The organism is Pseudomonas sp. WP18 (assembly GCF_036689585.1).
Taxonomy (GTDB): Bacteria; Pseudomonadota; Gammaproteobacteria; order Pseudomonadales; family Pseudomonadaceae; genus Aquipseudomonas; species Aquipseudomonas chlororaphis_E.
The window spans coordinates 685,564-708,484 of record NZ_CP144758.1; the positions used below are offsets into that span (position 1 = coordinate 685,564).

Genomic DNA, 22,921 nt, shown 5'->3' on the forward strand with positions numbered 1-22,921 from the left:
CCTCCATCGCTGAGCACAAGGATGTCCGCCCATGTCGCAACGCTGCGCCACTCGTTACCCGTTGGTACTGGTCCCGGGCATGCTCGGGTTCATTCGGCTGGTGCTGTACCCGTACTGGTACGGGATTGTCTCGGCGTTGCGCCGCGAAGGGGCCGTGGTCGTCGCGGTGAAGGTGTCGCCGCTGCATTCATCCGAGGTGCGTGGCGAGCAACTGCTGGCGCGAATCGATGAAATCCTGCGCCAGACCGGTGCGCAGAAGGTCAATCTGATCGGCCACAGCCAGGGCAGCCTCACGGCCCGCTACGCCGCCGCCAAGCGCCCGGACCTGGTGGCCTCGGTCACGTCGGTGGCTGGCGCCAACCATGGCTCGGAACTGGCCGACTACCTGCAACGGCATTACCCCGCCGACAGCGCCAGGGGCCGTGTGCTCAGTGCGCTGCTGCGGCTGGTCAACGCCCTGATGAGCCTGCTGGAGACCGCCTACCATGGACCCAGGCTGCCGGTGGACATTGACGCGTCCCATGCCTCCCTCACGACGGCGGGCGTGGCCCTGTTCAACCAGCGTTATCCACAAGGGCTGCCGCCAACCTGGGGGGGGCACGGCCCCGAAGAGGTCAACGGGGTGCGCTATTACTCCTGGTCGGGCACCTTGCAACCGGGCAAGACCGACAAGGGGCGCAACCTGTTCGATGGCACCCACCGCAGTTGTCGCCTGTTCGCCCGCACCTTCGTGCGCGAGGCCGGCCAATGCGACGGCATGGTCGGGCGCTACAGTTCGCACCTGGGCACGGTGATCCGCGATGACTACCCGCTGGACCACCTCGACATCGTCAACCAGTCGCTGGGGCTGGTCGGCAAGGGCGCCGAGCCGATCCGCCTGTTCGTCGAGCATGCCGAGCGCTTGAAAGCGGCCGGTGTCTAGCGGCCCGGGTTGTCTACACTGGATGCATCGCCGTCACGCTTGTGCGGCATTCAGGAGAAGACGTCATGAAAATGCTGCGTGTTCCTTTGTTGATGATCGGTTTGCTGCTGTGCTCCCAGGGCTTCGCCGCTACGGCGCAGCAGAACAAGATGACCACCTGCAACGCCGACGCCAGCGCCAAGGCGCTCAAGGGTGACGAGCGCAAGGCGTTCATGAGCACCTGCCTGAAGGCCGACTCGAGCACCCCGCAGGAGCGCATGAAAACCTGCAACGCCACGGCCACCACCCAGGCCCTGAAGGGCGATGCCCGCAAGGCATTCATGAGTGACTGCCTGAAGAAAAAATAGGCGCGGGGCCTGCGGGGCCTCTTCGCGAGCAGGTTCGCTCCCCGGCAGGTTTGCGTTGTGTGGCCCATTGTGGGGAGCGAGCCTGCTCGCGATGGGCCATCGAAGACGCAGCAAAAAATCCCCTGAACCTCGACCCGAATCGGCCGATACAATGCCTAGTGCTGTCGGCGGAAGGCTGGCAGACTGCCAATCCTTTCACGCCGTTTGCTTTGAGGCTGTATGCCAACGTTTTCTCAGCGTCATGTGTTGTTGGTGATCAGTTGGGTGATCATCTTCGGTGGGTTGTTGCTGGTGCTGCCGCTGCGCCTGTTGCCGAGCCTGCTGGCCGGGTTGCTGGTGTTCGAGCTCGTCAACATGCTCACCCCGCAGTTGCAACGGCTGATCGAGGGTCGGCGTGCCCGCTGGCTGGCGGTGGCGTTGCTGGGCACGCTGGTGGTCAGCGTGCTGACGTTGATTTTCGCCGGGGCCATCAGTTTCCTGCTCCATGAAGCGGAAAATCCGGGCGCCTCCCTGGACAAGTTCATGGCGGTGGTCGACCGCGCCCGCGGGCAGTTGCCGCCGTTCATCGACGCCTACCTGCCGGCCAGCGCCGCCGAGTTCCGAGTGGCGATCGGCGCGTGGATGAGCAAGCACCTGAGCGAGCTGCAGCTGGTGGGCAAGGACGCGGCCCACATGTTCGTGACGTTGCTGATCGGCATGGTGCTGGGGGCCATCGTCGCCTTGCAGCGCATCCCCGACCTGACCAAGCGCAAACCCCTGGCGGCGGCGTTGTTCGATCGCCTGAACCTGCTGGTCAAGGCGTTTCGCAACATCGTTTTCGCCCAGATCAAGATTTCCCTGCTCAACACCTTCTTCACCGGGATCTTCCTGGCGGTGGTGCTGCCGCTGTTCGGCATCAAGCTGCCGCTGACCAAGACCCTGATCGTGATGACCTTCCTGCTGGGGCTGCTGCCGGTCATCGGCAACCTGATGTCCAACACCCTGATCACCATCGTCGGCCTGTCGCTGTCGATCTGGGTCGCCGTGGCGGCGCTGGGTTACCTGATCGTGATCCACAAACTCGAATACTTTCTCAACGCCCGGATCGTGGGCGGGCAGATCAGCGCCAAGTCCTGGGAATTGCTCATGGCAATGCTGGTGTTCGAAGCCGCGTTCGGCCTGCCGGGGGTGGTGGCGGGGCCGATCTACTATGCGTACCTCAAGAGCGAGTTGAAGCAGATCGGGATGGTCTAGGACAGGAGTTACGAGCTGCAAGCTGCAAGCTGCAAGTAAAAGCCAGTCGTGCCGCATTACTGCTGTTACTTGGAGCTTGAAGCTCGAAGCTTGCAACTGGCTTTAGCCGTAACGCTTCATCGCCTCGATCGCCAACCCACTGCCAATGCTGCCGAAGATGTTGCCTTCGACATGCTTGGCCTGGGGCAGCATCGCCGAGACGCTGTTGCGCAGCGCCGGAATGCCGCTGGAGCCGCCGGTAAAGAACACCGTGTCGACCTGCTCGACGCCGACGTTGGCATCGCCGAGCAGCTGCGTGACGCTGGCGCGCACCCGCTCCAACAGCCCGTCGATGGCTGATTCGAACAGTGCCCGGCTCAGGTCCACGCTCAGGCCCGGCTCGATCCGGTCCAGGGCCACATGGCGTTGATCGGTGTGGGTCAGCTGGATCTTGGTTTCCTCGACTTCCATGGCCAGCCAGTGCCCGGCGCGCTGTTCGATCAACTTGAACAGGCGGTCGATGCCGCCGGTGTCCTCGATGTCGTAGCGCATGCTGTTCAGGGCGAGGGTGGATTTCTGCGCGTACACCGCGTTGATGGTGTGCCAGGTCGCCAGGTTCATGTGGTGGCTGGTGGGCATGTAGGCACCGCTTTTCATCCGGCTGCCGTAGCCGAACAGCGGCATCAGGCCCTGCAAGCTCAACTGCTTGTCGAAGTCGGTCCCGCCGATGTGCACGCCGCCGGTGGCGAGGATGTCGGCATGACGGTTGTCGTGGTTACGCCGTTGCGGTGACAGGCGCACCAGGGAGAAGTCCGAGGTACCGCCGCCGATGTCGACGATCAGCACCAGTTCTTCTTTCGCGATGGTCGATTCATAGTCGAAGGCGGCCGCGATGGGCTCGTACTGGAACGACACCTCCTTGAAACCAATCGCCCGGGCGACGTCCGCCAGGGTGTTCTCGGCTTCCTGGTCGGCCAGTTCATCGTCATCGACGAAAAACACCGGACGGCCCAGCACCACTTCTTCGAATTCCCGACCCGCGGCGGCTTCGGCGCGTTGCTTCAGTTGGCCGATGAACAGCCCCAGCAGGTCCTTGAATGGCATGGCCGTGCCCAGCACGCTGGTGTCGTGCTTGATCAGCTTGGAACCCAGCAGGCTCTTGAGCGAGCGCATCAGCCGGCCTTCGTAGCCTTCCAGGTACTCGTGCAGGGCCAGGCGGCCATACACGGGCCGACGTTCCTCAAGATTGAAAAAGACCACCGACGGCAGGGTGATCTTGCCGTCCTCCAGCGCGATCAACGTTTCCATGCCGGGGCGCAGCCAGCCGACGGTGGAGTTGGACGTGCCGAAGTCGATACCGCAGGCACGGGCCGGGGATGCGTTTTTCATGTCTTTGCGGTTCCAGCTAAAAAAACGGCCGCGCAGTGTATGCCAGTGCGGCCCGGATTCGAAGGCCGGTTATCCGCTAATTTGCAAACGCTGGCCTTGAAAGACCGCGCAATCCCCCCAAACTTGCTGGCATGGGCCTGGCAGCCACAGGGCGAGTACAAGAACCGCCACCGGCTGCCGATAAACTTCTGATGCGCCGCCCGGTCCCAATCTTGAGATCGGTCAATCCGCTGCCCGGTCATTCGGGCAGGCTGTGCGTGGCGGTGCGACATCGATAACGGATGGTGATGCTTAGATGGACTTCAAAGACTATTACAAGATCCTGGGTGTGGAGCCGACGGCGGACGATGCCACGATCAAGGCCGCCTACCGCAAGCTGGCGCGCAAGTACCACCCGGATGTGAGCAAGGAAAAGGACGCCGAGACCAAGTTCAAGGACGTTTCCGAAGCCTATGAAGCGCTGAAAAGCGCCGACAAGCGCGCGGAATACGACGACCTGCGCCGCTATGGCCAGCACGGCCAGCCGTTCCAGGGCCCGCCAGGCTGGCAGAGCCGTGGCGGCTTCGGTGGCCAGGACACCGGCGATTTCTCGGACTTCTTCAGTTCGATCTTCGGTAATCGCGGATCAGGTTTCGGTGGCGGACAATCAGGTCGCAGCGCCGGCCGTCGGGGACAAGACGTGGAATTGGAATTACCGATCTTCCTGGAAGAAACCCTCTCGACCGAGTCGAAGAAAGTCAGCTACCAGGTGCCGCAATACAACGCGGCGGGCCAGCACGTGAGCAACACCAGCAAGAGCCTGAACGTGAAGATTCCGCTGGGGGTGACCGACGGCGAGCGCATCCGCCTCAAGGGCCAGGGCGCGCCGGGCATCGGCGGCGGTGCCAATGGCGATTTGTACCTGACCATCCGCTTCGCCCCGCACCCCAAGTTCGACGTCGAGGGCCAGGACTTGATCATCACCTTGCCCCTGGCCCCGTGGGAACTGGCGCTGGGCACCGAAGTGGCGGTCCCGACCCTCACCGGCAAGATCAACCTCAAGGTCCCGGCCGGCAGCCAGAACGGCCAGCGCATGCGCGCCAAGGGCCACGGCCTGCGCAACAAGGCCGGCGAGCGCGGCTACCTGTTCGTGCAGCTCAAGGCGGTGATGCCCAAGGCCAGCGACGAGGCGGTCAAGGCCTTGTGGGCGGAGCTGGCGAAAAAGGCCGCGTTCGATCCGCGAGAGAATTTCTGACCGGCTCAATATAAAACCTGTGCCGAGGGAGCAAACGCCCTCGCCACAGTCAGATTTGTCATAAGCCTGGCTAGACTCGACAGTTGAAGCATTGGGAGAAGCAGACCATGAACAACCCGATCATTGAACTGAACCTGAAGGAATTCTGCGAGGCCGCGGCGTTGGCGGATGTCCATGTGATCGAAATCGTCGCCCATGGCATCCTCGAACCTCACGGCGCGGCACCGACCGACTGGCGTTTCACCGACTACGAACTGGTCCTGGCGCGGCGCGCGGCCAAGCTGCGGCGCGAGTTGGAACTGGAATGGGAAGGCGTCGCCCTGGCGCTGGACCTGCTGGAAGAAGTGCAACTGCTGCGCAACGAAAACCGCATGCTCAAACAGCGGTTGGGGCGGTTGGTGGAGTGATGCACACATTCCTGAGCCAGGTGTAAACCTTGTGGCGAGGGGATTTATCCCCGTTGGGCTGCGTAGCAGCCCCATTTTTTGCGGTCGCTGCGCAACCGAACGGGGATAAATCCCCTCGCCACAGGGTTATGGTGCTTCAGTCATTCAAGTCAAAACAGAAAATACCGCTGCGCCATCGGCAGGACGTCCGCCGGCTCGCACCACAGCAGCACGCCGTCGGCCTTGACCTGGTAGGTTTGCGGGTCGACGTCGATGTTCGGCAGGTAGTCGTTGTGGATCAGGTCAGTCTTCTGCACGTCGCGGCAGCCTTTGACCACGGCGATTTTCTTCTTCAACCCGAGCTGTTCCGGCAACCCGGCCTCGACGGCGGCCTGGCTGAGGAAGGTCAGGCTGGTGGCATGACGCGAGCCGCCAAAGCTTGCGAACATCGGCCGGTAGTGCACCGGTTGCGGCGTCGGGATCGAGGCGTTGGCGTCGCCCATCAGGCTGGCGGCGATCGCCCCGCCCTTGAGGATCAGCGTCGGCTTGACCCCGAAGAACGCCGGGCGCCACAGCACCAGGTCGGCCCACTTGCCCACTTCGATGGAGCCCACTTCGTGGCTGATGCCATGGGTGATCGCCGGGTTGATGGTGTACTTGGCGATGTAGCGCTTGATACGGAAGTTGTCGTTGCCTTCACCGTCGCCGGGCAGGGCCCCGCGTTGGCGCTTCATCTTGTCGGCGGTCTGCCAGGTGCGGGTGATGACCTCGCCGACGCGGCCCATGGCCTGGCTGTCGGAACTGATCATCGAGAACGCGCCGAGGTCGTGGAGGATGTCTTCGGCGGCGATGGTCTCGCGGCGAATGCGGCTCTCGGCGAACGCCACGTCTTCGGCGATGCTCGGGTCCAGGTGATGGCAGACCATCAGCATGTCCAGGTGTTCGTCGATGGTGTTGCGGGTGAACGGTCGGGTTGGGTTGGTGGAGCTGGGCAGTACGTTGGCGAAGCCGCAAGCCTTGATGATGTCTGGCGCATGGCCGCCGCCAGCGCCTTCGGTGTGGTAGGTGTGGATGGTCCTGCCTTTGAAAGCACCGAGGGTGGTTTCGACGAAGCCCGATTCGTTCAGGGTGTCGGTGTGGATCGCCACTTGTACGTCGTACTGGTCGGCCACGCTCAGGCAGTTGTCGATGGACGCCGGCGTGGTGCCCCAGTCTTCGTGCAGCTTCAGGCCGATGGCGCCGGCCTTGACCTGCTCGATCAACGGCTCCGGCAGGCTGGCGTTGCCCTTGCCGGTCAAACCGATGTTCATGGGGAAGGCATCGGCAGCCTGGAGCATGCGCGCCAAATGCCACGGTCCGGACGTGCAGGTGGTGGCGTTGGTCCCGGTGGCCGGGCCCGTGCCGCCACCGATCATGGTGGTGACGCCGCTCATCAGGGCCTCTTCGATCTGCTGTGGGCAGATGAAATGGATGTGGGTGTCGATGCCGCCGGCCGTGAGGATCATGCCTTCGCCGGCGATCACTTCGGTGCTGGCGCCGATGGCGATGGTCACGTCGGGCTGGATGTCCGGGTTGCCGGCCTTGCCGATGGCCGCGATGCGCCCGTCCTTGAGGCCGACATCGGCCTTGACGATGCCCCAGTGGTCGATGATCAGGGCGTTGGTGATCAGCGTGTCCACGACATCGGCGGCCAACAACTGGCCCTGGCCCATGCCATCACGAATCACCTTGCCGCCGCCGAATTTCACTTCTTCGCCGTAGGTGGTGAAGTCCTTCTCCACTTCGATCCACAGCTCGGTGTCGGCCAGGCGGACCTTGTCCCCGACGGTGGGGCCGAACATGTCAGCATATGCCTGACGACTTATTTTCATCTCATGGTTCCTCGGAACTGAGCCGCAAGCTTCAAGCTGCAAGCCTCAAGTAAAAACAAAGCGAAGGGGAGCGCCGCAAACCGCTGTTTCTTGCAGCTTGCAGCTAGAGACTTGCAGCTGAAGTCTACAAGTCGCCCATGATTCGTCCCGCGAACCCGTAAACTCGCCGCAACCCAGCCAGATCGACAAGCTCGACTTCCCGACTCTGCCCCGGCTCGAAGCGCACGGCGGTGCCGGCCGGGATGTTCAGGCGCATGCCGCGGCTGGCGGCGCGGTCGAAGGTCAGGGCGTCATTGGTTTCGAAAAAATGGTAGTGCGAGCCGACCTGGATCGGCCGGTCACCGCTGTTGGCGACGGTCAGCGTCAGCGTGCGGCGGCCGACGTTGAGTTCGATGTCGCCGGGCTGGACCTGGTATTGGCCTGGAATCATTGCGGTTGTCCCAACGTCTTGAAGTAAATGGCGGTCGGCGAATAGGTGCCGTCCGGGGTCTGGCAGTAATCGGGCAGCTCGCCGACGCGGGTGTAGCCCATGGCACGGTAGAAGGCTTCAGCCTCTGAGCCCGCCGCGGTGTCGAGGTACAGCAAGCCGCGCTTGTACTGGCGCGCGCCGAGCTCCAGGGCATTCATCAACTGCTGGCCGAGGCCGCGGCGACGGGCCTCGCCGCGCACGAGCAGCTTCTGCACCTCGGCGCGGTTCAGCCCGTTGGGTTTCTGGCACAGGGCCAGTTGGACACTGGCCTGCACCTGCTCGTCCTTGACCACCACCCACAGCAGCAGGCTGCCCTGGTTGAGGCTGGCCTGGACCTCATCGAAATAGGCACGGGCCTGGGCGGCATCCAGGTCGGCCATGAACCCCACGCTGGCGCCATGGCCGACGGCGTCGAGCAACAGATCGATCAGGCCCTGGCGATAATGCGCAAAGCTTTCAGCGTGGACTCGACGCAACTGGGCGGCGTTCATCGGGGTTCACTCCTTGTTGGCAGCCGGCGCGGGCGCTCCGGGATTGAGGTTCAACTGCATGAAGGTCAGGTCCAGCCAGTGGCCGAACTTGGTGCCCACCTGGGGCATTTGCCCGGTGATGACGAAACCGGCCCGCTCATGCAGGCGGATCGAGGCGCCATTACCGCTTTCGATGGCGGCGACCATGATGTGCTTGCCGCAGGCCTTTGCGCGCTCGATCAGTGCGCTCATCAGCAGCGGGCCCAGGCCTTGGCCGCGCTGGTCGCTGCGCACGTACACCGAGTGCTCCACGGTGTGGCGGAAACCGTCGAACGGCCGCCAGTCGCCGAATGACGCGTAGCCGAGCACATTGGCCTCGCCGTCGACGGCTACCAGCACCGGATAGCCCTGGGCGTGCCGGGCGGCGAACCAGGCCTGGCGATTGTCCAGGTCGACGGGCGCATCGTTCCAGATCGCGGTGGTGTTGAGCACGGCGTCGTTGTAGATATCGCGGATCGCCGGCAGGTCGGTGGGTTGGGCATCACGAACGTGGCTAGTCATGGCGGGCCTCAGGCGATGGGCTGGTGGACGGTGACCAACTTGGTGCCGTCGGGAAACGTCGCTTCGACCTGGATCTCCGGGATCATCTCTGCAATGCCGTCCATCACCTGCTCGCGGCTCAGCAACGTCGTGCCGTAATGCATCAGTTCGGCCACGGTCTGGCCGTCACGGGCGCCTTCGAGCAGGGCGGCGGAAATGTAGGCCATGGCCTCCGGGTAGTTGAGCTTCAAGCCACGGGCCAGCCGTCGTTCGGCGACGAGGCCGGCGGTGAAGATCAGCAACTTGTCTTTTTCGCGTGGGGTCAGGTCCATGTGCAATCCATAAGGGCAGATAAATAATTTGGGGCGGGATACTCATCCCTTGTGGGAGCGGGCTTGCTCGCGAAGGCGGACTCACATTCAACATTTGAGTTGGCTGACACGCCGTCTTCGCGAGCAAGCCCGCTCCCACAGGATCTCATGTGCTCCAGATCCGAGGGGGTACGGCTTCTCGTCCCAGCAATGCAGGCCTGAGCAACCGCCACAGCTCAATCAACCAGCCCCGCGCCAGCAACGCCTCGCTCGCCAGGCACCGCGCCACGACCAGCCCAGGCAATTGCGTCAGGTCGCCACGCACGGCGTGGCCCAGGGAGCGGCACTGTTCCAGCAAGTCGCCATCGATCTCACCGGTCACCAACAACGTGGCAAACACTGGATCGCCGCCGAGCCCGATGGGCGAGTCGAGCAAACCATCGCCGCCGACGATGCGCTGGCGCTCGTGCCAGAGCAAGCGGCCGTCGCGACGGATGTCCAGGTGCGATTGAAAATGCCCGAGGTCAAAACGCTCTCCGCTGGCCGGTCGGCCGAGGGCAACCATGTCCCAGTAGAACAAGCGCCCGTCGCCCTGCAGGTCGACGGTGGTGCTGAGTTCGGCCTGGGCCGCGCTGAATACGATGGTTTCCTGGGGCAACCATTCCAGCGTTGCCCCGGCATCGACACTCAGCGCCAGGTGCTGGTACGCCGGGCTCGCGGCGCGGTACCACTTGGCCGCGCCTGGGCTGGTCAGTTGCGCCCAGGCGCCGGGGCCGACGTGGGCCCCGATGTCCAGGCGGTCGCCGCCGGCTATGCCGCCGGGCGGGTGGACGATGATGTGCTGGCACACCTCGGGGCCTTCGGCGTACAGGTGCTTCTGCACTCGCAACGGGCCGTGATGGCGGCGTTGCACCGGGCGTGTGCTGTCGCCGAAGCGGGCATAGCCCAGGTCCAGCTCGGCATGCCAATGGGGGGTGAACAGGGCGGGCGCGGATACGGGTAGGTTCATGATTTCTGATTATCGTCAGGACGCTACAGACTAGATCGTAACCAGTCCGCGCACACCCTCGGCTTCCATGTTTTCTCCGCGGCCCTGCTGCACGATCTCGCCCCTGGACATCACCAGGTACTGATCGGCCAGCTCGGCGGCGAAGTCGTAGAACTGTTCCACCAGCAAGATTGCCATGTCGCCGCGGGCGGCCAGTTTCTTGATGACCGCGCCGATCTCCTTGATCACCGAGGGCTGGATGCCTTCGGTGGGCTCGTCGAGGATCAACAGGCGCGGCCGGCTGGCCAGGGCCCGGCCGATGGCGAGCTGCTGTTGCTGGCCGCCCGACAGGTCGCCGCCACGGCGGTGTTTCATTTGCAGCAGCACCGGGAACAGCTCATAGATGAACGCCGGCACTTCCCGGGCCTCGGCGCCGGGAAAGCGCGACAGGCCCATGAGCAGGTTTTCTTCCACGGTCAGCCGGCCGAAAATCTCCCGGCCCTGGGGCACATAGGCGATGCCGGCGTGAACCCGCTGGTGCGGCTTGAACGCGGTGATGGTTTTGCCTTCCCAATTCACCGCGCCTTCCTTGGCCGGGAGCAGGCCCATCAGGCATTTGAGCAGGGTGGTCTTGCCCACGCCATTGCGTCCCAGCAGGCACGTCACCTCGCCGACCTTCACGTCGAACGACAGGCCCCGCAGGATGTGGCTACCGCCGTAGTACTGGTGAAGGTGTTGGACCTGTAACATTTGAACTCCGTTCGTAGGGCTTCAAGCGGCAAGCTTCAAGCTTCAAGTAAGAGCGGGACGGTGTAGGACTTGCTTTCACTTGCCGCTTGAAGCTTGCGGCTCGAAGCTGGCCGATTCATCTTCCCAAATAAACTTCAACGACCCGTTCATCGGCCTGCACCTGCGCCAGCGACCCTTCGGCCAGCACGCTGCCCTGGTGCAATACCGTCACGTGGTCGGCGATGCTGCCGACGAAGCCCATGTCGTGTTCCACCACCATCAACGAGTGCTTGCCCGCCAAGGACTTGAACAGCTCGGCGGTGAAGTCGGTCTCGGCGTCGGTCATGCCCGCCACGGGTTCGTCCAGCAACAACAGTTGCGGGTCCTGGACCAGCAACATGCCGATCTCCAGGAACTGCTTCTGCCCGTGGGACAGCAACCCGGCCGCGCGATGCAACGACGGGGCGAGGCGAACGGTGTCGAGCACTTCGCGGATACGGTCGTGCTGCTCGCCGTTGAGTGTCGCCCGCAGGCTGGCCCACACCGACTTGTCGGCCTTGAGGGCCAGCTCCAGGTTCTCGAACACACTCAAGGCTTCGAACACCGTCGGTTTCTGGAACTTGCGCCCGATGCCGGCCTGGGCGATCTGCACTTCGCTCATGTGGGTCAGGTCGAGGGTTTCGCCGAACCAGGCATTGCCATGGCTGGGCCGGGTCTTGCCGGTGATCACGTCCATCAACGTGGTCTTGCCTGCGCCGTTGGGGCCGATGATGCAGCGCAGCTCGCCGACGCCGATGTACAGGTTCAGGTCGTTCAGGGCCTTGAAGCCGTCGAAGCTGACGCTGATGTCTTCCAGGGTCAGGATCGTCCCGTGGCGGGTGTTCAGGCCCTTGCCGGCGGCCTGGCCGAGGCCGATGGCGTCACGGCTGCTGCCCGAGTCCCGGTTGGCATCGAGCGAGGGGTCGAGGACGGGTTCGAGCATGAATTCGGCCGAGGGTGTGATTCTCATGATTCGCCCCTTTTCTTCAGCAACCCGATTACGCCCTTGGGCAGATACAGGGTTACCAGGATGAACAGCGCACCGAGGAAGAACAGCCAGTATTCGGGGAACGCCACCGTGAACCAGCTCTTCATGCCATTGACCACGCCGGCGCCCAGCAACGGACCGATCAGCGTGCCCCGGCCGCCGAGGGCGACCCACACGGCGGCTTCGATGGAGTTGGTCGGGGACATTTCGCTGGGGTTGATGATGCCCACCTGGGGCACGTACAGCGCACCGGCCAGGCCGCACAGCACCGCGCTCAGCACCCAGACGAACAGCTTGAAGCCGCGGGGATCGTAGCCGCAGAACATCAGGCGGTTCTCGGCGTCCCGCAGGGCCGTCAGCACCCGGCCGAACTTGCTGCGGGCCAGGCGCCAGCCGATGAACAGGCTGGCCACCAGCAACAGCACGGTGGCCAGGAATAGCACTGCCCGGGTTCCCGGTTCGGTGATGCCAAAGCCCAGGATCGTGCGAAAGTTGGTGAAGCCGTTGTTGCCGCCAAAACCCGTTTCGTTGCGGAAAAACAGCAGCATTCCGGCGAACGTCAGCGCCTGGGTCATGATCGAGAAGTACACGCCCTTGATCCGCGAACGAAAGGCGAAGAAGCCGAACACCAACGCCAGCAGGCCCGGCGCTAGCACCACCAGGCACAGGGCCCAGAGGAAGCTGTCGGTGCCGGCCCAGTACCAGGGCAGTTCGTTCCACGACAGGAACGTCATGAAGGCCGGCAAGCCGTCGCCGGCGGCCTGGCGCATCAGGTACATGCCCATGGCATAGCCGCCCAGGGCGAAGAACAGGCCGTGGCCCAGGGACAGCAGGCCGGCATAGCCCCAGACCAGGTCCAGCGCCAGGGCGACGATGGCGTAGCAGAGGATCTTGCCCACCAGCGTCAGGGTATAGGCCGAGACGTGCAACGGGTGGTCCGCCGCCAGCAGCGATAACAGCGGCAGGCTCAACAGGAGCGCGAGGATCAACGCGCCGAGGGCCAGGGTGACTTTGGGGCCGGCCTTTTGCGCGGCCGTGAGCATCAGGGGCTGGTTCATCAGTCGATTACCCGTCCTTTGAGCGCGAAGAGGCCTTGCGGACGCTTCTGGATGAACAGAATGATCAACGCCAGGATGAGGATCTTGCCGAGCACGGCGCCGATCTGCGGTTCGAGAATCTTGTTGGCGATGCCCAGGCCGAACGCGGCGAATACGCTACCGGCCAACTGGCCGACACCGCCGAGCACCACCACCAGGAACGAGTCGATGATGTAGCCCTGGCCCAGGTCCGGGCCGACGTTGCCGATCTGGCTCAGGGCCACGCCACCGAGTCCGGCGATGCCCGAGCCGAGGCCAAAGGCGAGCATGTCCACGCGGCCGGTGGGCACGCCGCAGCAAGCGGCCATGTTGCGGTTCTGGGTTACGGCGCGCACGTTCAGGCCCAGGCGTGTCTTGTTCAACAGCAGCCAGGTCAGCGCCACCACGAACAGCGCGAAGGCGATGATCACGATGCGGTTGTACGGCAGCACCAGGTTCGGCAACACCTGGATCCCGCCCGACAGCCAGGCCGGGTTGGCCACTTCGACGTTCTGCGCGCCGAACACCAGGCGCACCAGTTGGATCAGCATCAGGCTGATGCCCCAAGTGGCGAGCAGGGTCTCCAGTGGGCGCCCATAGAGGTGGCGGATCACCGTGCGCTCCAGTGCCATGCCGATGGCGGCGGTGATGAAGAACGCCACCGGCAGGGCGATCAGCGGGTAGAACTCGATGGCATTGGGGGCGAAGCGCTGGAACAGAATCTGCACCACGTAGGTGGAATAGGCGCCGAGCATCAGCATCTCGCCGTGGGCCATGTTGATCACCCCCAGCAGGCCGAAGGTGATCGCCAGACCGAGGGCGGCGAGCAGCAGGATCGAGCCCAGGGACATGCCGCTGAACGCCTGGCCCAGCAGCTCGCCCACCAGCAGCTTGCGCTTGACCTGGGCCAGGCTGGTTTCGGCGGCGGTGCGCACGTTGGCATCGGTTTCGACGCCTGGCTCCAGCAGCCCTTCGAGCCGCGTGCGGGCCAGCGGGTCGCCGGTTTCACCCAGCAGCCGGACGGCGGCCAGGCGCACGTTCGGGTTGGCGTCCACCAGTTGCAGGTTCGCCAGGGCCAGGCTCAGGGCGGCGTGCACCGCTTCGTCCTGCTCGCCGGCCAGTTGCCGGTCGAGAAACGCCAGTTGGGCAGGGCGCGCGCTTTTTTGCAGTTGTTGGGCGGCGCCCAGGCGCAGGCGTGCATCGGTGGCCAACAGTTGATGGCTGGCCAGGGCGGTTTCGATCAGCCCGCGCAAGCGGTTGTTCAGGCGCAGGGTCTTGGGCTGGCCGTCGATCGTCAACTGGCCTTGCGCCAAGGCGTTGATCAACTCGACGCGTCCGGGCGCGGGTTGTGCGGCCCAGTCTTCCAGGAGCCTGGCCTGCTGGGTCGGGTTGGCGGCGACGAAGTCTTCGGCGTCACCGGCGTGGGCGGCCATCGGTAACAGTAGTGCGATGGCGAGAATGAGGCGGTACAGGGCAGTGGGCATATGCTAGGCCTTGCGCAGTGCTTTTTGTGGGAGCGAGCTTGCTCGCGATAGCGGTGTGTCAGTCACTGTTCTTCTGGCTGATCCATCGCTATCGCGAGCAAGCTCGCTCCCACAGGGGTTGTGTGTCGGCCCGGGGATTGGGGCCGACACCCATGGGCTCAGTTACTCTTCACCGCATAGTCGGGCTTCTTGTCGTTGCCGGGGATGAACGGGCTCCACGGTTGGGCGCGGATCGGGCCTTCGGTCTGCCAGACCACGTTGAACTGACCGTCGGCCTGGATCTCGCCGATCATCACCGGCTTGTGCAGGTGGTGGTTGGTCTTGTCCATGGTCAGGGTGTAGCCCGACGGGGCGGCGAAGGTCTGGCCGGCCAGGGCTTCACGCACTTTGTCGACATCGGTGGACTTGGCTTTTTCCACCGCTTGGGCCCACATGTGAATGCCGACGTAAGTGGCTTCCATCGGGTCGTTGGTCACCGCCTTGTCGGCGCCCGGCAGGTTCTTGGCCTTGGCGTAGGCTTTCCAGGCTTCGACGAATTTCTTGTTCGCCGGGTTATCCACGGATTCGAAGTAGTTCCACGCGGCCAGGTTGCCCACCAACGGCTTGGTGTCGATGCCGCGCAGTTCTTCCTCGCCCACCGAGAACGCGACGACCGGCACGTCGGTGGCCTTCAGGCCCTGGTTCGCCAGTTCCTTGTAGAAGGGCACGTTGGAGTCGCCATTGACCGTGGAGATGACGGCGGTCTTGCCGCCGGCCGAGAATTTCTTGATGTTGGCGACGATGGTCTGGTAGTCGCTGTGGCCGAACGGGGTGTAGACCTCTTCGATGTCCTTGTCCGCCACACCCTTGGAATGCAGGAACGCGCGCAGGATCTTGTTGGTGGTGCGCGGGTAGACGTAGTCGGTGCCCAACAGGAAGTAGCGCTTGGCGCTGCCGCCTTCTTCGCTCATCAGGTATTCCACGGCCGGAATCGCCTGCTGGTTCGGCGCGGCGCCGGTGTAGAACACGTTCGGCGACATCTCTTCGCCTTCGTACTGCACGGGGTAGAACAGCAGGCCGTTGAGCTCCTCGAACACCGGCAACACCGATTTGCGCGATACCGAGGTCCAGCAGCCGAACACCACGGCGACCTTGTCCTGGGTCAGCAACTGGCGGCCCTTTTCCGCGAACAGCGGCCAGTTCGACGCCGGGTCTACCACCACCGCCTCGAGCTTCTTGCCGTTGACTCCACCCTTGGCGTTGATCTCGTCGATGGTCATCAGGGCCATGTCCTTGAGGGACGTCTCGGAGATCGCCATGGTGCCGGACAGCGAATGCAGGATGCCGACCTTGATGGTCTCGGCGGCCTGGACGGTCCAGGCCATGCCCATAGCGGCAATGCTTGCCGAGAGTGTAAAAGCCTTGATCAAGCTACGACGCTTCATGGTGCGATCTCCGTGGACTTATGGATTTTCTTGGTTGGCAGATGCGGACGCTGAAGGTGCTTTTGCAAGGGGTGTGCCCGGTCGGGAAAAGGCTTGGGAATACGGGGCGGTGCAGAGGGAAAAATGAGCGGGCGCACCACGAATGAGCGCTGTGTGGACGCGGGTGCGATCAGATGCGCCACGTTGGGGCGAAGGATTGCAGCCTTTGTGGGAGCGAGCTTGCTCGCGATAGCGGAGTGTCAGTCACATCTCTGCTAGCTGATCCACCGCCATCGCGAGCAAGCTCGCTCCCACAGGTCACTGTGCAAGCCGGGGAAGGAGGAGGGTTCAGCGCCGGCGCATCAACCCAATGAAGAACAGCCCGCCGATGGCCGCGGTGGCAACGCCGATCGGCAGGTCCTCGGGGGCGATCAAGGTGCGGGCGGCCACGTCCACCCACACCAGGAACAGGCTGCCCAGCAGCACGCAAGCGGGCAGCAGGCGGCGATGCTCGGCGCCGACCAGGCGCCGGGCGATGTGCGGGACCATCAGCCCGACGAAGCCAATCGAACCGCTGATGGACACCAGCACCCCGGTCATCAGCGAGGCGATCAGGAAAATCCACAGTCGCACTTTCGCGGCGTTCAGGCCCAGGGTCACGGCGGTCTGTTCGCCGGCCATCAGTGCGTTCAGCGGTCGGGCCATGCCCAGCAGCAACACCAGCCCCAGCAGCACGCTGGCGGCCGGCACGGCGAGCAGTTCCCAGCGTGCCAGGCCCAGGCCGCCGAGCATCCAGAACATCACCGCGGAACTGGCGCGGTGGTCACCCAGGAACAGCAGCAGGTTGGCCGCCGCCATCATCACGAAGGACACGGCCACGCCGCACAGCAGCAGGCGATCGCTTTCCAGGCGCCCCTGTCGGCTGGCGATCGCCAGCACCAGCAGCATGCTCAGCAACGCGCCGATGAACGCGGCAAGGGGCAAGGTCAACAGGCCGATGAGTTCACCGACATGCAGCACGACGATGACCGCCCCCAGGGTCGCCCCGGACGTGACCCCCAGCAGGTGCGGGTCGGCCAGCGGGTTGCGCGTGACCGCTTGCAGCACCGCGCCGATCAACGCCAGCCCCGCGCCCACCAGGGCGCCGAGCAGCAGGCGCGGCACGCGGATCAGCCAGACGATGTGTTCCTGGCCAGCGGTCCAATGCACGCTGCCCACGCCAAAGACCTTGTTCAGCAGGATGTCCCAGACCACCGCCACGGGCACCCGCGCCGGGCCGAAGCCCAGGGACACCACGCACGACACCAGCAGCAGCGCGCCGAGGGCGATCAGCAGCGCGCCATAGCGACGGCTGTTCATTGGGCGTGAAAGCCCTGCGCCAGGGTTCGTACCGCCAGCACGTTATCGATGCCCGGCGTGGCCTGGACGTAGGGGATCACGATGAAGCGCCGCTGCTTGATGGCGTCCACCGATTGCAGGGCCGGGTGGTTCAGCAGGAACTGTTCCTTCTGCTGCGCGCTGACTTCGCCGTAGTCGACGATCACGATGACCTCGGGGTTGTGCTCGACCACGTTCTCCCAGTTCACCCGGGTCCAACTGGTCTCCAGGTCGTCGAGGATGTTGCGCCCGCCGGCCGCGTCGATCAGCGCCTGGGGCATGCCCAGGCGCCCGGAGGTCATGGCTCGGTCTTCGCCGCTGTCGTACAGGAACACACGGGGTTGCCGAGCGGGCAGGTGCTGGCGGATGTCGGCCACCTGGGCCTGCATCGAGGCGATCAATTGGTTGGCGCGATCCTGTACGTCGAAGATCCTGCCCAGATTGCGCAGGTCGTTGTAGGTGTCGTCCAACGACGCGGCGGGGCGCTTCATCACGAACGCGCAGGACTCGGTCAGCTCGTACACGTTGATGCCCAGCGGTTGCAGCGTCTGCGGCGTCAGGTCGCCGCCCACGCGCATGCCGTAGTCCCAGCCGGCGAAAAAGAAATCCACGTCGGCATTGAGCAGGGTTTCCACCGACGGGTACTTGGCCGCCAGTTCCGGCAGGCCGTCGAGGATCTTCGCCATTTCGGGGGTCACCGACTTCCAGCCGCTGATACCGCTGTAGCCGACCATGCGGGGCTTGAGGCCCAGGGCGAGCATCATCTGGGTCATGTTGATGTCGTGGCTGACGGCATGCCGGGGGGCTTGGTCGAACACCACCTGGCGGTCGCAACTCTGGATCGTCAACGGGTAGTGGGTGGCGTCGGCCAGGGCCGGGGCGCTGCCCAGCAGCAGCGCGAGCAACAGCAGAAAACGCGAGGTCATGGTTGGGTTATCCAAGTGATTCGTGGGTAGCCGGACAAAGGGTGTTCGTCCACCAGGGCGTCGATGCCGAACACGTCGCGCAGTAGCTCCACGGTCAGCACTTGTGCGGGTGTGCCGCTGGCGACGACGCGACCGTGATCGATCACGTACAGCCGGTCGCAGAACGCGGCGGCCAGGTTCAGGTCATGGAGGCTGGCGAGGGTGCCGATGCCCAGCCCCTTGATCAGTTGCAGCAATTGCAGTTGGTAATGCGGGTCGAGGTGGTTGGTCGGCTCATCGAGGATCAGCAGTTGCGGCTGCTGGGCCAGGGCGCGGGCCAGGATCACCCGCTGCTTTTCACCGCCCGACAGCGTGGCGAATCCGTGGTCCTCGAAGCCTTCGAGCCCCGCCGAGGCCAGCGCGGCGAGGACCAGGCGCCGATCCTCGTGGCTGTCGCCGTCGAACAGGCCCTTGTGGGGCATGCGGCCCATGGCGACGACTTCCGCCACGCTCAGGCCGAAGGCGTCGGGAAACTCTTGCAGCACCACGGCGATGCGTTGGGCGCACCAGCGTGAGGATTGCTGCCAGACGTTGTGATGCGCCAGCGTGACCTCGCCGTGTTCCGGCCGACTGAAGCGATACGCGCAGCGCAGCAGGCTGGTCTTGCCGCTGCCGTTGGGCCCGATCAAGCCGACGAACTCCCCGGCCGCCACGTGCAACGTGACGTCACGCAGCTGGAACTGGTGATGGCAGTGGCCATGGCCCAGGGGCGTCCAGGCGAGGTGGGAGAGGGTCAGCGAGGTCATTTGTTCACTCGAAGTTTTGGGGGCGACACCGTTCCATTGTGGGAGCGAGCTTGCTCGCGAAGACGTCGGTACATTCAACATTGATATGACAGACACAAAGCCTTCGCGAGCAAGCCCGCTCCCACAGTTGACCTGTGTTCAGCTTGGACAGGCGGCGCGATTGTAGAGGTTTCGCGCCGCCTTCCGTTAACGCGGTGTCTTCAACTTGAAGATGAAGCCACCTCAGCCCGGCGATTGGCGCGCACCACCAGCCGATCCAGCAGCCACACCACCACCAGCGAGGCGCCCACCAGCGGAAACACCACCGCCAGGGCGAGCATGATGAAGACCCCGGTCTTCCAGGTCGGCAGCTCGTGACGCAAGGGCGGCACGCCGAACTTGCCCTGTGGCCGGCGCTTCCACCAGATCACCAGGCCACTGACGGCACTGAGCAGGATCATCAGGCAAATCAGCAGCACGAGGATCTGGTTCACCGGGCCGAACATCTTGCCCTCGTGCAGCATCACGCCGGTCTCGGTGGCGCGGGCGACCACGCTGTAGTGGGCCCAGCGCACATCGGCCAAGACCTTGCCGGTGTATTGGTCGACATGCAGCGTCGCGTCGTTGCGCGGGTCATCGGCGAACACGGCGATGGTGAACACGCCGGTCGATGTGGTCGGCAGGGTGATGCTGTAGCCCGGTTCCACGTTGCGCTCGCGGGCGATGTCCTGCACCGCTTGCAGGCTGACGGTCGGTGCGGCGGGGCCTTCGTGGGCGCCGCCGTGGTTCATGTGTTCGGCGTGGTCGCCGGACATCGGCATCGGGGTGTTTTCCATGGCCCAGGGCACGGTCTGGCGGTGGGCGTTGTTGAGGCTGCCCGCCTCGACGTCGGACTTGGGGACGTCGTTCCACATCGCCGCCGGGAAGCGGTTCCAGAGATCGGCGTATTGCTTGCCCCAGAAGCCGGTCCAGGTCATGCCGCTGAGCAGCATCACCAACAGCAAGGCCGCGCCCCAGAAACCGATGACCACATGCAGGTCGCGCCAGAACAAGCGGCCGCGGGCGTTCCAGCGAGGCCACAGCACCCCGGCCGACGACTGCCCGCGCGGCCACCACAGGAACAAGCCCGAGACCACCAGCACCACCCCCCAGCCGGCGGCCATTTCCACCAGACGGTCACCGACGGTGCCGATCAGCAACTCGCCGTGAATGGCCCGCGCCATGGCCTGCAGGTTGTTCTTGGCATCCTGTTCGCCGAGGACGTCGCCATGGTAAGGGTCGATGAACACGTTCAGTTCGCGGCCCTTGTCGATCACCACGAATTGCGCGCTGCGCTCGGCGTTGATCGGTGGCAGGTACTGTTTGACCTGGCCCTCGGGGTAGGCCTGGCGAACCTGCTTGAGCAGGTCATCCGCCGCCAGGGTGTGGTGTCCGGCCGGCACGTTCAACAGGCTGCCGTACATCAGTGGATCGAGTTGTGGCTTGAACAGGTAAATGATGCCGGTCAGGGCCAGCATCACCATGAACGGCGCCACGAACAGCCCGGCATAGAAATGCCAGCGCCAGGCCAGGTTGTAGAAATTCGGTTTCGGTTGGCTCATGAAAAAGCGCTCCGCAGGGCAAATTGGATTGTTATGTAGTGCGGTCAGTCAAGGTGGAAACGAACCCCGTGGGAGCGAGCTTGCTCGCGATTAGCAATGGTTCAGCTTGCATCGATGTTGGATGTGCCTTCGCTATCGCGAGCAAGCTCGCTCCCACAGTGGTGTCCTTGCTGACAGATCTCCGGTGCTGGTTAGAAACTCATATCCACCTTGGTCCAGAGCGTGCGCCCCGGTTCGTTGATGGCTTGCGGGTCGCTGGCCGGGTAGCCGAACCCGGCGTTGCCGGCCAGGTTCAGGTGCTCGGCATAGGCTTTGCCGAACAGGTTGTCGACGCCGCTGCTGACCTTCCAGTGTTGATTGATGCGATAGGCGCCGTTTAGGGAGAAGACCCCAAACCCTGAGCTGGTGCCGTAGTCCTTGCCCACCACGTTGCCCTTGTTCTCATCGACCCGGTGCTGCGCCGCCACCACGCGCCACAGCGCACCGGCGCTCCAGCGGTCGGCGCTGTAGGTCAGGCCCAGGCGGGCATCCAACGGCGGCATTTGCGCCAAGGCACTGCCGTCGCTGCTGTTCTTGCCCCAGGCGTAGGCCAGCGTCGCATCGGCCTTCCAGCGCTCGGTCAACTGATAGGCCGCGCCGAGCTCACCGCCCATGATCCGCGCGTCGATGTTCTCGGCCCGGGAGGTGCTGCCCATCATGCCGGGCGTGTAGTCGAACAGGATGTAGTCGCGCACCTGCCCGACATACGCCGAGGCCCAGGCTTCGAGGGTCTCGGTCTTGTATTGCAGGCCGACATCCAGTTGGGTGGTCTTCTCCGGCTTGATCGCGTCGAAGGCGTTGCGTGAACCGCTGGGGCCGGCGTTCGCCGAGAACAGCTCCCAGTAGTCCGGGAAACGCTGTGCATGCCCCAGGCCGGCGTAAACCGTCGTCGGGCTGTCCGCCAGGTCGTGCTCGTAGCGGACGAAGCCGCTGGGCAGGGTGTCGGCGCGGGTGTCGTCGGCGGTGGGATTGGGCCGGGCCATCATGCCGGAGCCGATGCTCTGCCGGTAATCCTTGGCCGAGGCCCGGTCAAGGCGGGCGCCGGTGACCAGCCTGTCGCGGTCGGCGGCGTACCAGGTCAGCTCGCTGAACGCGCCGTAGTTGTGGAAGTCGGCGTCCTTGGTGCGTGGTAGCTCTTTGTAGGTGTCGACGCCCATGCTGCTGCGTTGGCGATGTTCGTTGACCTGGGCGTCGAGGCCGCTGATCAGTTGCACATCGGCCCAGCGCCAGGTGGCCTTGATGCGCGCGCCGAGGGTGCGCCGGTCGACGTTGGAGGCCATGGGCCCGGCCATCATCCCGGTGCCGGACGGCGTGCGCAGCGTGTAGTTGTCCATCACATGGTCGGCGTAGTTGTAGTAGACCTGGGCGTCGACCTTGTCCAGCACCTCGCCCAGGTTCGAGCGTTCGAAACGCAGCCCGAGGCTTTCGCGCTTGAACTGCGAGCCATCCATGCCGCGCCCGGCGTAGCGGGCTTCACCGTCGCCCTTGCCGGCGGTCAGCTCCAGCAGGGTATCGGCGTCGGGTGTCCAGCCCAGGGTGACGTCGCCGTTCCACTTGTCGTAGCGCGACGGCACCGTGTCGTTGTTGCCATCGCGGTAGTCGTCCGAATGGGCGGTGTTGCCGATCACCCGTACGTAGCCCAGCGACCCGCCCGCCGCGGCGTCCAGCACTTTGTCGAAGCGACCGTTGGAACCGGCCAGCACGCTGGCGTTGACCCGGGTGCCCAGTTCGCCGAACTGCTCCGGCTCGCGGTCGAACAGGATGGTCCCGGCGGACGAACCAGGGCCCCAGAGCACCGTCTGCGGGCCCTTGATCACTGTGAGCTTGTCGTAGGTTTCCGGCGAGATGTAGGACGTCGGCGCGTCCATCCGACCGGGGCAGGCCCCCAGCAGCATGCTGCCGTTGGTGAGGATATTCAGCCGTGAGCCGAACATGCCGCGCAACACTGGGTCACCGTTGGTGCCGCCGTTGCGCACCAGGGCGAAGCCGGGAATGGTCTTGAGGTAGTCACCGCCGTCGCTGGCCGGTACGGGCTGGCGTGGGTCCTTGGGGTTGGTGACGACGGTCAGGGGCGAGCTGGGCGCAATGGCGGTGATGACCGTCGGGCTCAGTTCTTCAACCTGGCCTTGATGATGATCGTGCTCATCGGCCAGGGCGTGAGGGGTCAGTAGCAAGCCGCACAGGGCGGCGACTGTGGAGGGTAAACGAACCCGTGGCTCATTCGGGGGGCAGTTGGCCTGGGCGGAGCCCAAAGCGATGCCGGCAGAAAACCTGGACATGATGATTCCATCGAACAGACGTAGACGACACGGTCGAGTGGCCTGTGGCTCTTGTGCGACCGGTTGGTGAGGTGTCG

Annotated in this window: 22 protein-coding genes; 5 read left to right on the forward strand and 17 right to left on the reverse strand. The window is 64.3% G+C overall.

Features of this window, described 5'->3' with window-relative positions:
• Positions 1-31: 31 nt before the first annotated feature.
• From V5F23_RS02930 to V5F23_RS02940, 3 genes are all read left to right on the forward strand, one after another.
• Positions 32-922 (forward strand): triacylglycerol lipase, encoded by an 891-nt coding sequence (locus V5F23_RS02930; RefSeq protein ID WP_042731808.1) that lies wholly within the window; start codon positions 32-34, stop codon positions 920-922.
• A gap of 65 nt (positions 923-987) precedes the next feature.
• Positions 988-1,269, forward strand: a complete 282-nt coding sequence (locus tag V5F23_RS02935) for a PsiF family protein (RefSeq protein ID WP_042731807.1) — start codon at positions 988-990, stop codon at positions 1,267-1,269.
• A 219-nt stretch (positions 1,270-1,488) separates the two neighbouring features.
• A complete protein-coding gene (locus V5F23_RS02940) occupies positions 1,489-2,502 on the forward strand; it encodes an AI-2E family transporter (RefSeq protein ID WP_042731806.1) in 1,014 nt (337 codons plus the stop codon).
• A 102-nt stretch (positions 2,503-2,604) separates the two neighbouring features.
• Here V5F23_RS02940 and V5F23_RS02945 read toward each other — a convergent pair whose 3' ends face one another.
• A complete protein-coding gene (locus tag V5F23_RS02945; protein ID WP_042731805.1) occupies positions 2,605-3,870 on the reverse strand; it encodes an Hsp70 family protein in 1,266 nt (421 codons plus the stop codon).
• A gap of 295 nt (positions 3,871-4,165) precedes the next feature.
• On the opposite strand from V5F23_RS02945, the gene V5F23_RS02950 reads away from it, so the two are divergent.
• Positions 4,166-5,104 (forward strand): DnaJ C-terminal domain-containing protein, encoded by a 939-nt coding sequence (locus V5F23_RS02950; protein WP_042731804.1) that lies wholly within the window; start codon positions 4,166-4,168, stop codon positions 5,102-5,104.
• A 107-nt stretch (positions 5,105-5,211) separates the two neighbouring features.
• Positions 5,212-5,511, forward strand: coding sequence for a chaperone modulator CbpM (locus tag V5F23_RS02955; protein WP_042731803.1), 300 nt, complete (start codon positions 5,212-5,214; stop codon positions 5,509-5,511).
• 149 nt (positions 5,512-5,660) lie between these two features.
• Here the strand turns inward: V5F23_RS02955 and ureC are convergent, their stop codons facing one another.
• The 16 genes from ureC to V5F23_RS03035 all read right to left on the reverse strand — a co-directional run bounded on the left by ureC (position 5,661) and on the right by V5F23_RS03035 (position 22,844).
• Positions 5,661-7,361, reverse strand: a complete 1,701-nt coding sequence (gene ureC / locus V5F23_RS02960; protein WP_042730007.1) for an urease subunit alpha — start codon at positions 7,359-7,361, stop codon at positions 5,661-5,663.
• A 124-nt stretch (positions 7,362-7,485) separates the two neighbouring features.
• Positions 7,486-7,791: an urease subunit beta gene (locus V5F23_RS02965; protein ID WP_042730008.1), complete on the reverse strand. Its 306-nt coding sequence runs from the start codon at positions 7,789-7,791 to the stop codon at positions 7,486-7,488.
• Positions 7,788-8,321 carry a GNAT family N-acetyltransferase gene (locus V5F23_RS02970; protein WP_338497506.1) on the reverse strand — a complete coding sequence of 178 codons (534 nt, stop codon included), beginning with the start codon at positions 8,319-8,321 and terminating at the stop codon, positions 7,788-7,790. Before V5F23_RS02970 ends, V5F23_RS02965 begins: the two co-directional genes overlap by 4 nt.
• A gap of 6 nt (positions 8,322-8,327) precedes the next feature.
• Positions 8,328-8,861 carry a GNAT family N-acetyltransferase gene (locus V5F23_RS02975; RefSeq protein WP_042730010.1) on the reverse strand — a complete coding sequence of 178 codons (534 nt, stop codon included), beginning with the start codon at positions 8,859-8,861 and terminating at the stop codon, positions 8,328-8,330.
• 8 nt (positions 8,862-8,869) lie between these two features.
• A complete protein-coding gene (ureA, locus tag V5F23_RS02980) occupies positions 8,870-9,172 on the reverse strand; it encodes an urease subunit gamma (protein WP_042730011.1) in 303 nt (100 codons plus the stop codon).
• A gap of 145 nt (positions 9,173-9,317) precedes the next feature.
• The gene (locus tag V5F23_RS02985) at positions 9,318-10,160 is read right to left on the reverse strand and encodes an urease accessory protein UreD (RefSeq protein WP_338497508.1); all 843 of its coding nucleotides are present in this window, start codon (positions 10,158-10,160) and stop codon (positions 9,318-9,320) included.
• A gap of 30 nt (positions 10,161-10,190) precedes the next feature.
• On the reverse strand, positions 10,191-10,889 hold the full coding sequence (gene urtE / locus V5F23_RS02990; RefSeq protein ID WP_047736036.1) for an urea ABC transporter ATP-binding subunit UrtE: 699 nt from the start codon (positions 10,887-10,889) through the stop codon (positions 10,191-10,193).
• Between the two features lie 115 nt (positions 10,890-11,004).
• Positions 11,005-11,877: an urea ABC transporter ATP-binding protein UrtD gene (gene urtD, locus V5F23_RS02995; RefSeq protein WP_338497510.1), complete on the reverse strand. Its 873-nt coding sequence runs from the start codon at positions 11,875-11,877 to the stop codon at positions 11,005-11,007.
• Positions 11,874-12,953, reverse strand: coding sequence for an urea ABC transporter permease subunit UrtC (gene urtC / locus V5F23_RS03000; RefSeq protein ID WP_338497512.1), 1,080 nt, complete (start codon positions 12,951-12,953; stop codon positions 11,874-11,876). Before urtC ends, urtD begins: the two co-directional genes overlap by 4 nt.
• Positions 12,953-14,455, reverse strand: coding sequence for an urea ABC transporter permease subunit UrtB (gene urtB / locus V5F23_RS03005; protein ID WP_123579458.1), 1,503 nt, complete (start codon positions 14,453-14,455; stop codon positions 12,953-12,955). Before urtB ends, urtC begins: the two co-directional genes overlap by 1 nt.
• A gap of 158 nt (positions 14,456-14,613) precedes the next feature.
• Complete coding sequence (urtA, locus tag V5F23_RS03010) at positions 14,614-15,879, reverse strand: urea ABC transporter substrate-binding protein (RefSeq protein ID WP_047736032.1); 1,266 nt, start codon at positions 15,877-15,879, stop codon at positions 14,614-14,616.
• 327 nt (positions 15,880-16,206) lie between these two features.
• Positions 16,207-17,217, reverse strand: coding sequence for an iron ABC transporter permease (locus V5F23_RS03015; RefSeq protein WP_123579459.1), 1,011 nt, complete (start codon positions 17,215-17,217; stop codon positions 16,207-16,209).
• Positions 17,214-18,161: an ABC transporter substrate-binding protein gene (locus V5F23_RS03020; RefSeq protein WP_338497515.1), complete on the reverse strand. Its 948-nt coding sequence runs from the start codon at positions 18,159-18,161 to the stop codon at positions 17,214-17,216. Before V5F23_RS03020 ends, V5F23_RS03015 begins: the two co-directional genes overlap by 4 nt.
• Positions 18,158-18,946: an ABC transporter ATP-binding protein gene (locus V5F23_RS03025; protein ID WP_042730020.1), complete on the reverse strand. Its 789-nt coding sequence runs from the start codon at positions 18,944-18,946 to the stop codon at positions 18,158-18,160. Before V5F23_RS03025 ends, V5F23_RS03020 begins: the two co-directional genes overlap by 4 nt.
• A 200-nt stretch (positions 18,947-19,146) precedes the next feature.
• Complete coding sequence (locus V5F23_RS03030) at positions 19,147-20,526, reverse strand: PepSY domain-containing protein (RefSeq protein ID WP_042730021.1); 1,380 nt, start codon at positions 20,524-20,526, stop codon at positions 19,147-19,149.
• 191 nt (positions 20,527-20,717) lie between these two features.
• Positions 20,718-22,844 carry a TonB-dependent copper receptor gene (locus tag V5F23_RS03035; RefSeq protein WP_338497517.1) on the reverse strand — a complete coding sequence of 709 codons (2,127 nt, stop codon included), beginning with the start codon at positions 22,842-22,844 and terminating at the stop codon, positions 20,718-20,720.
• Between the last annotated feature and the right edge of the window lie 77 nt (positions 22,845-22,921).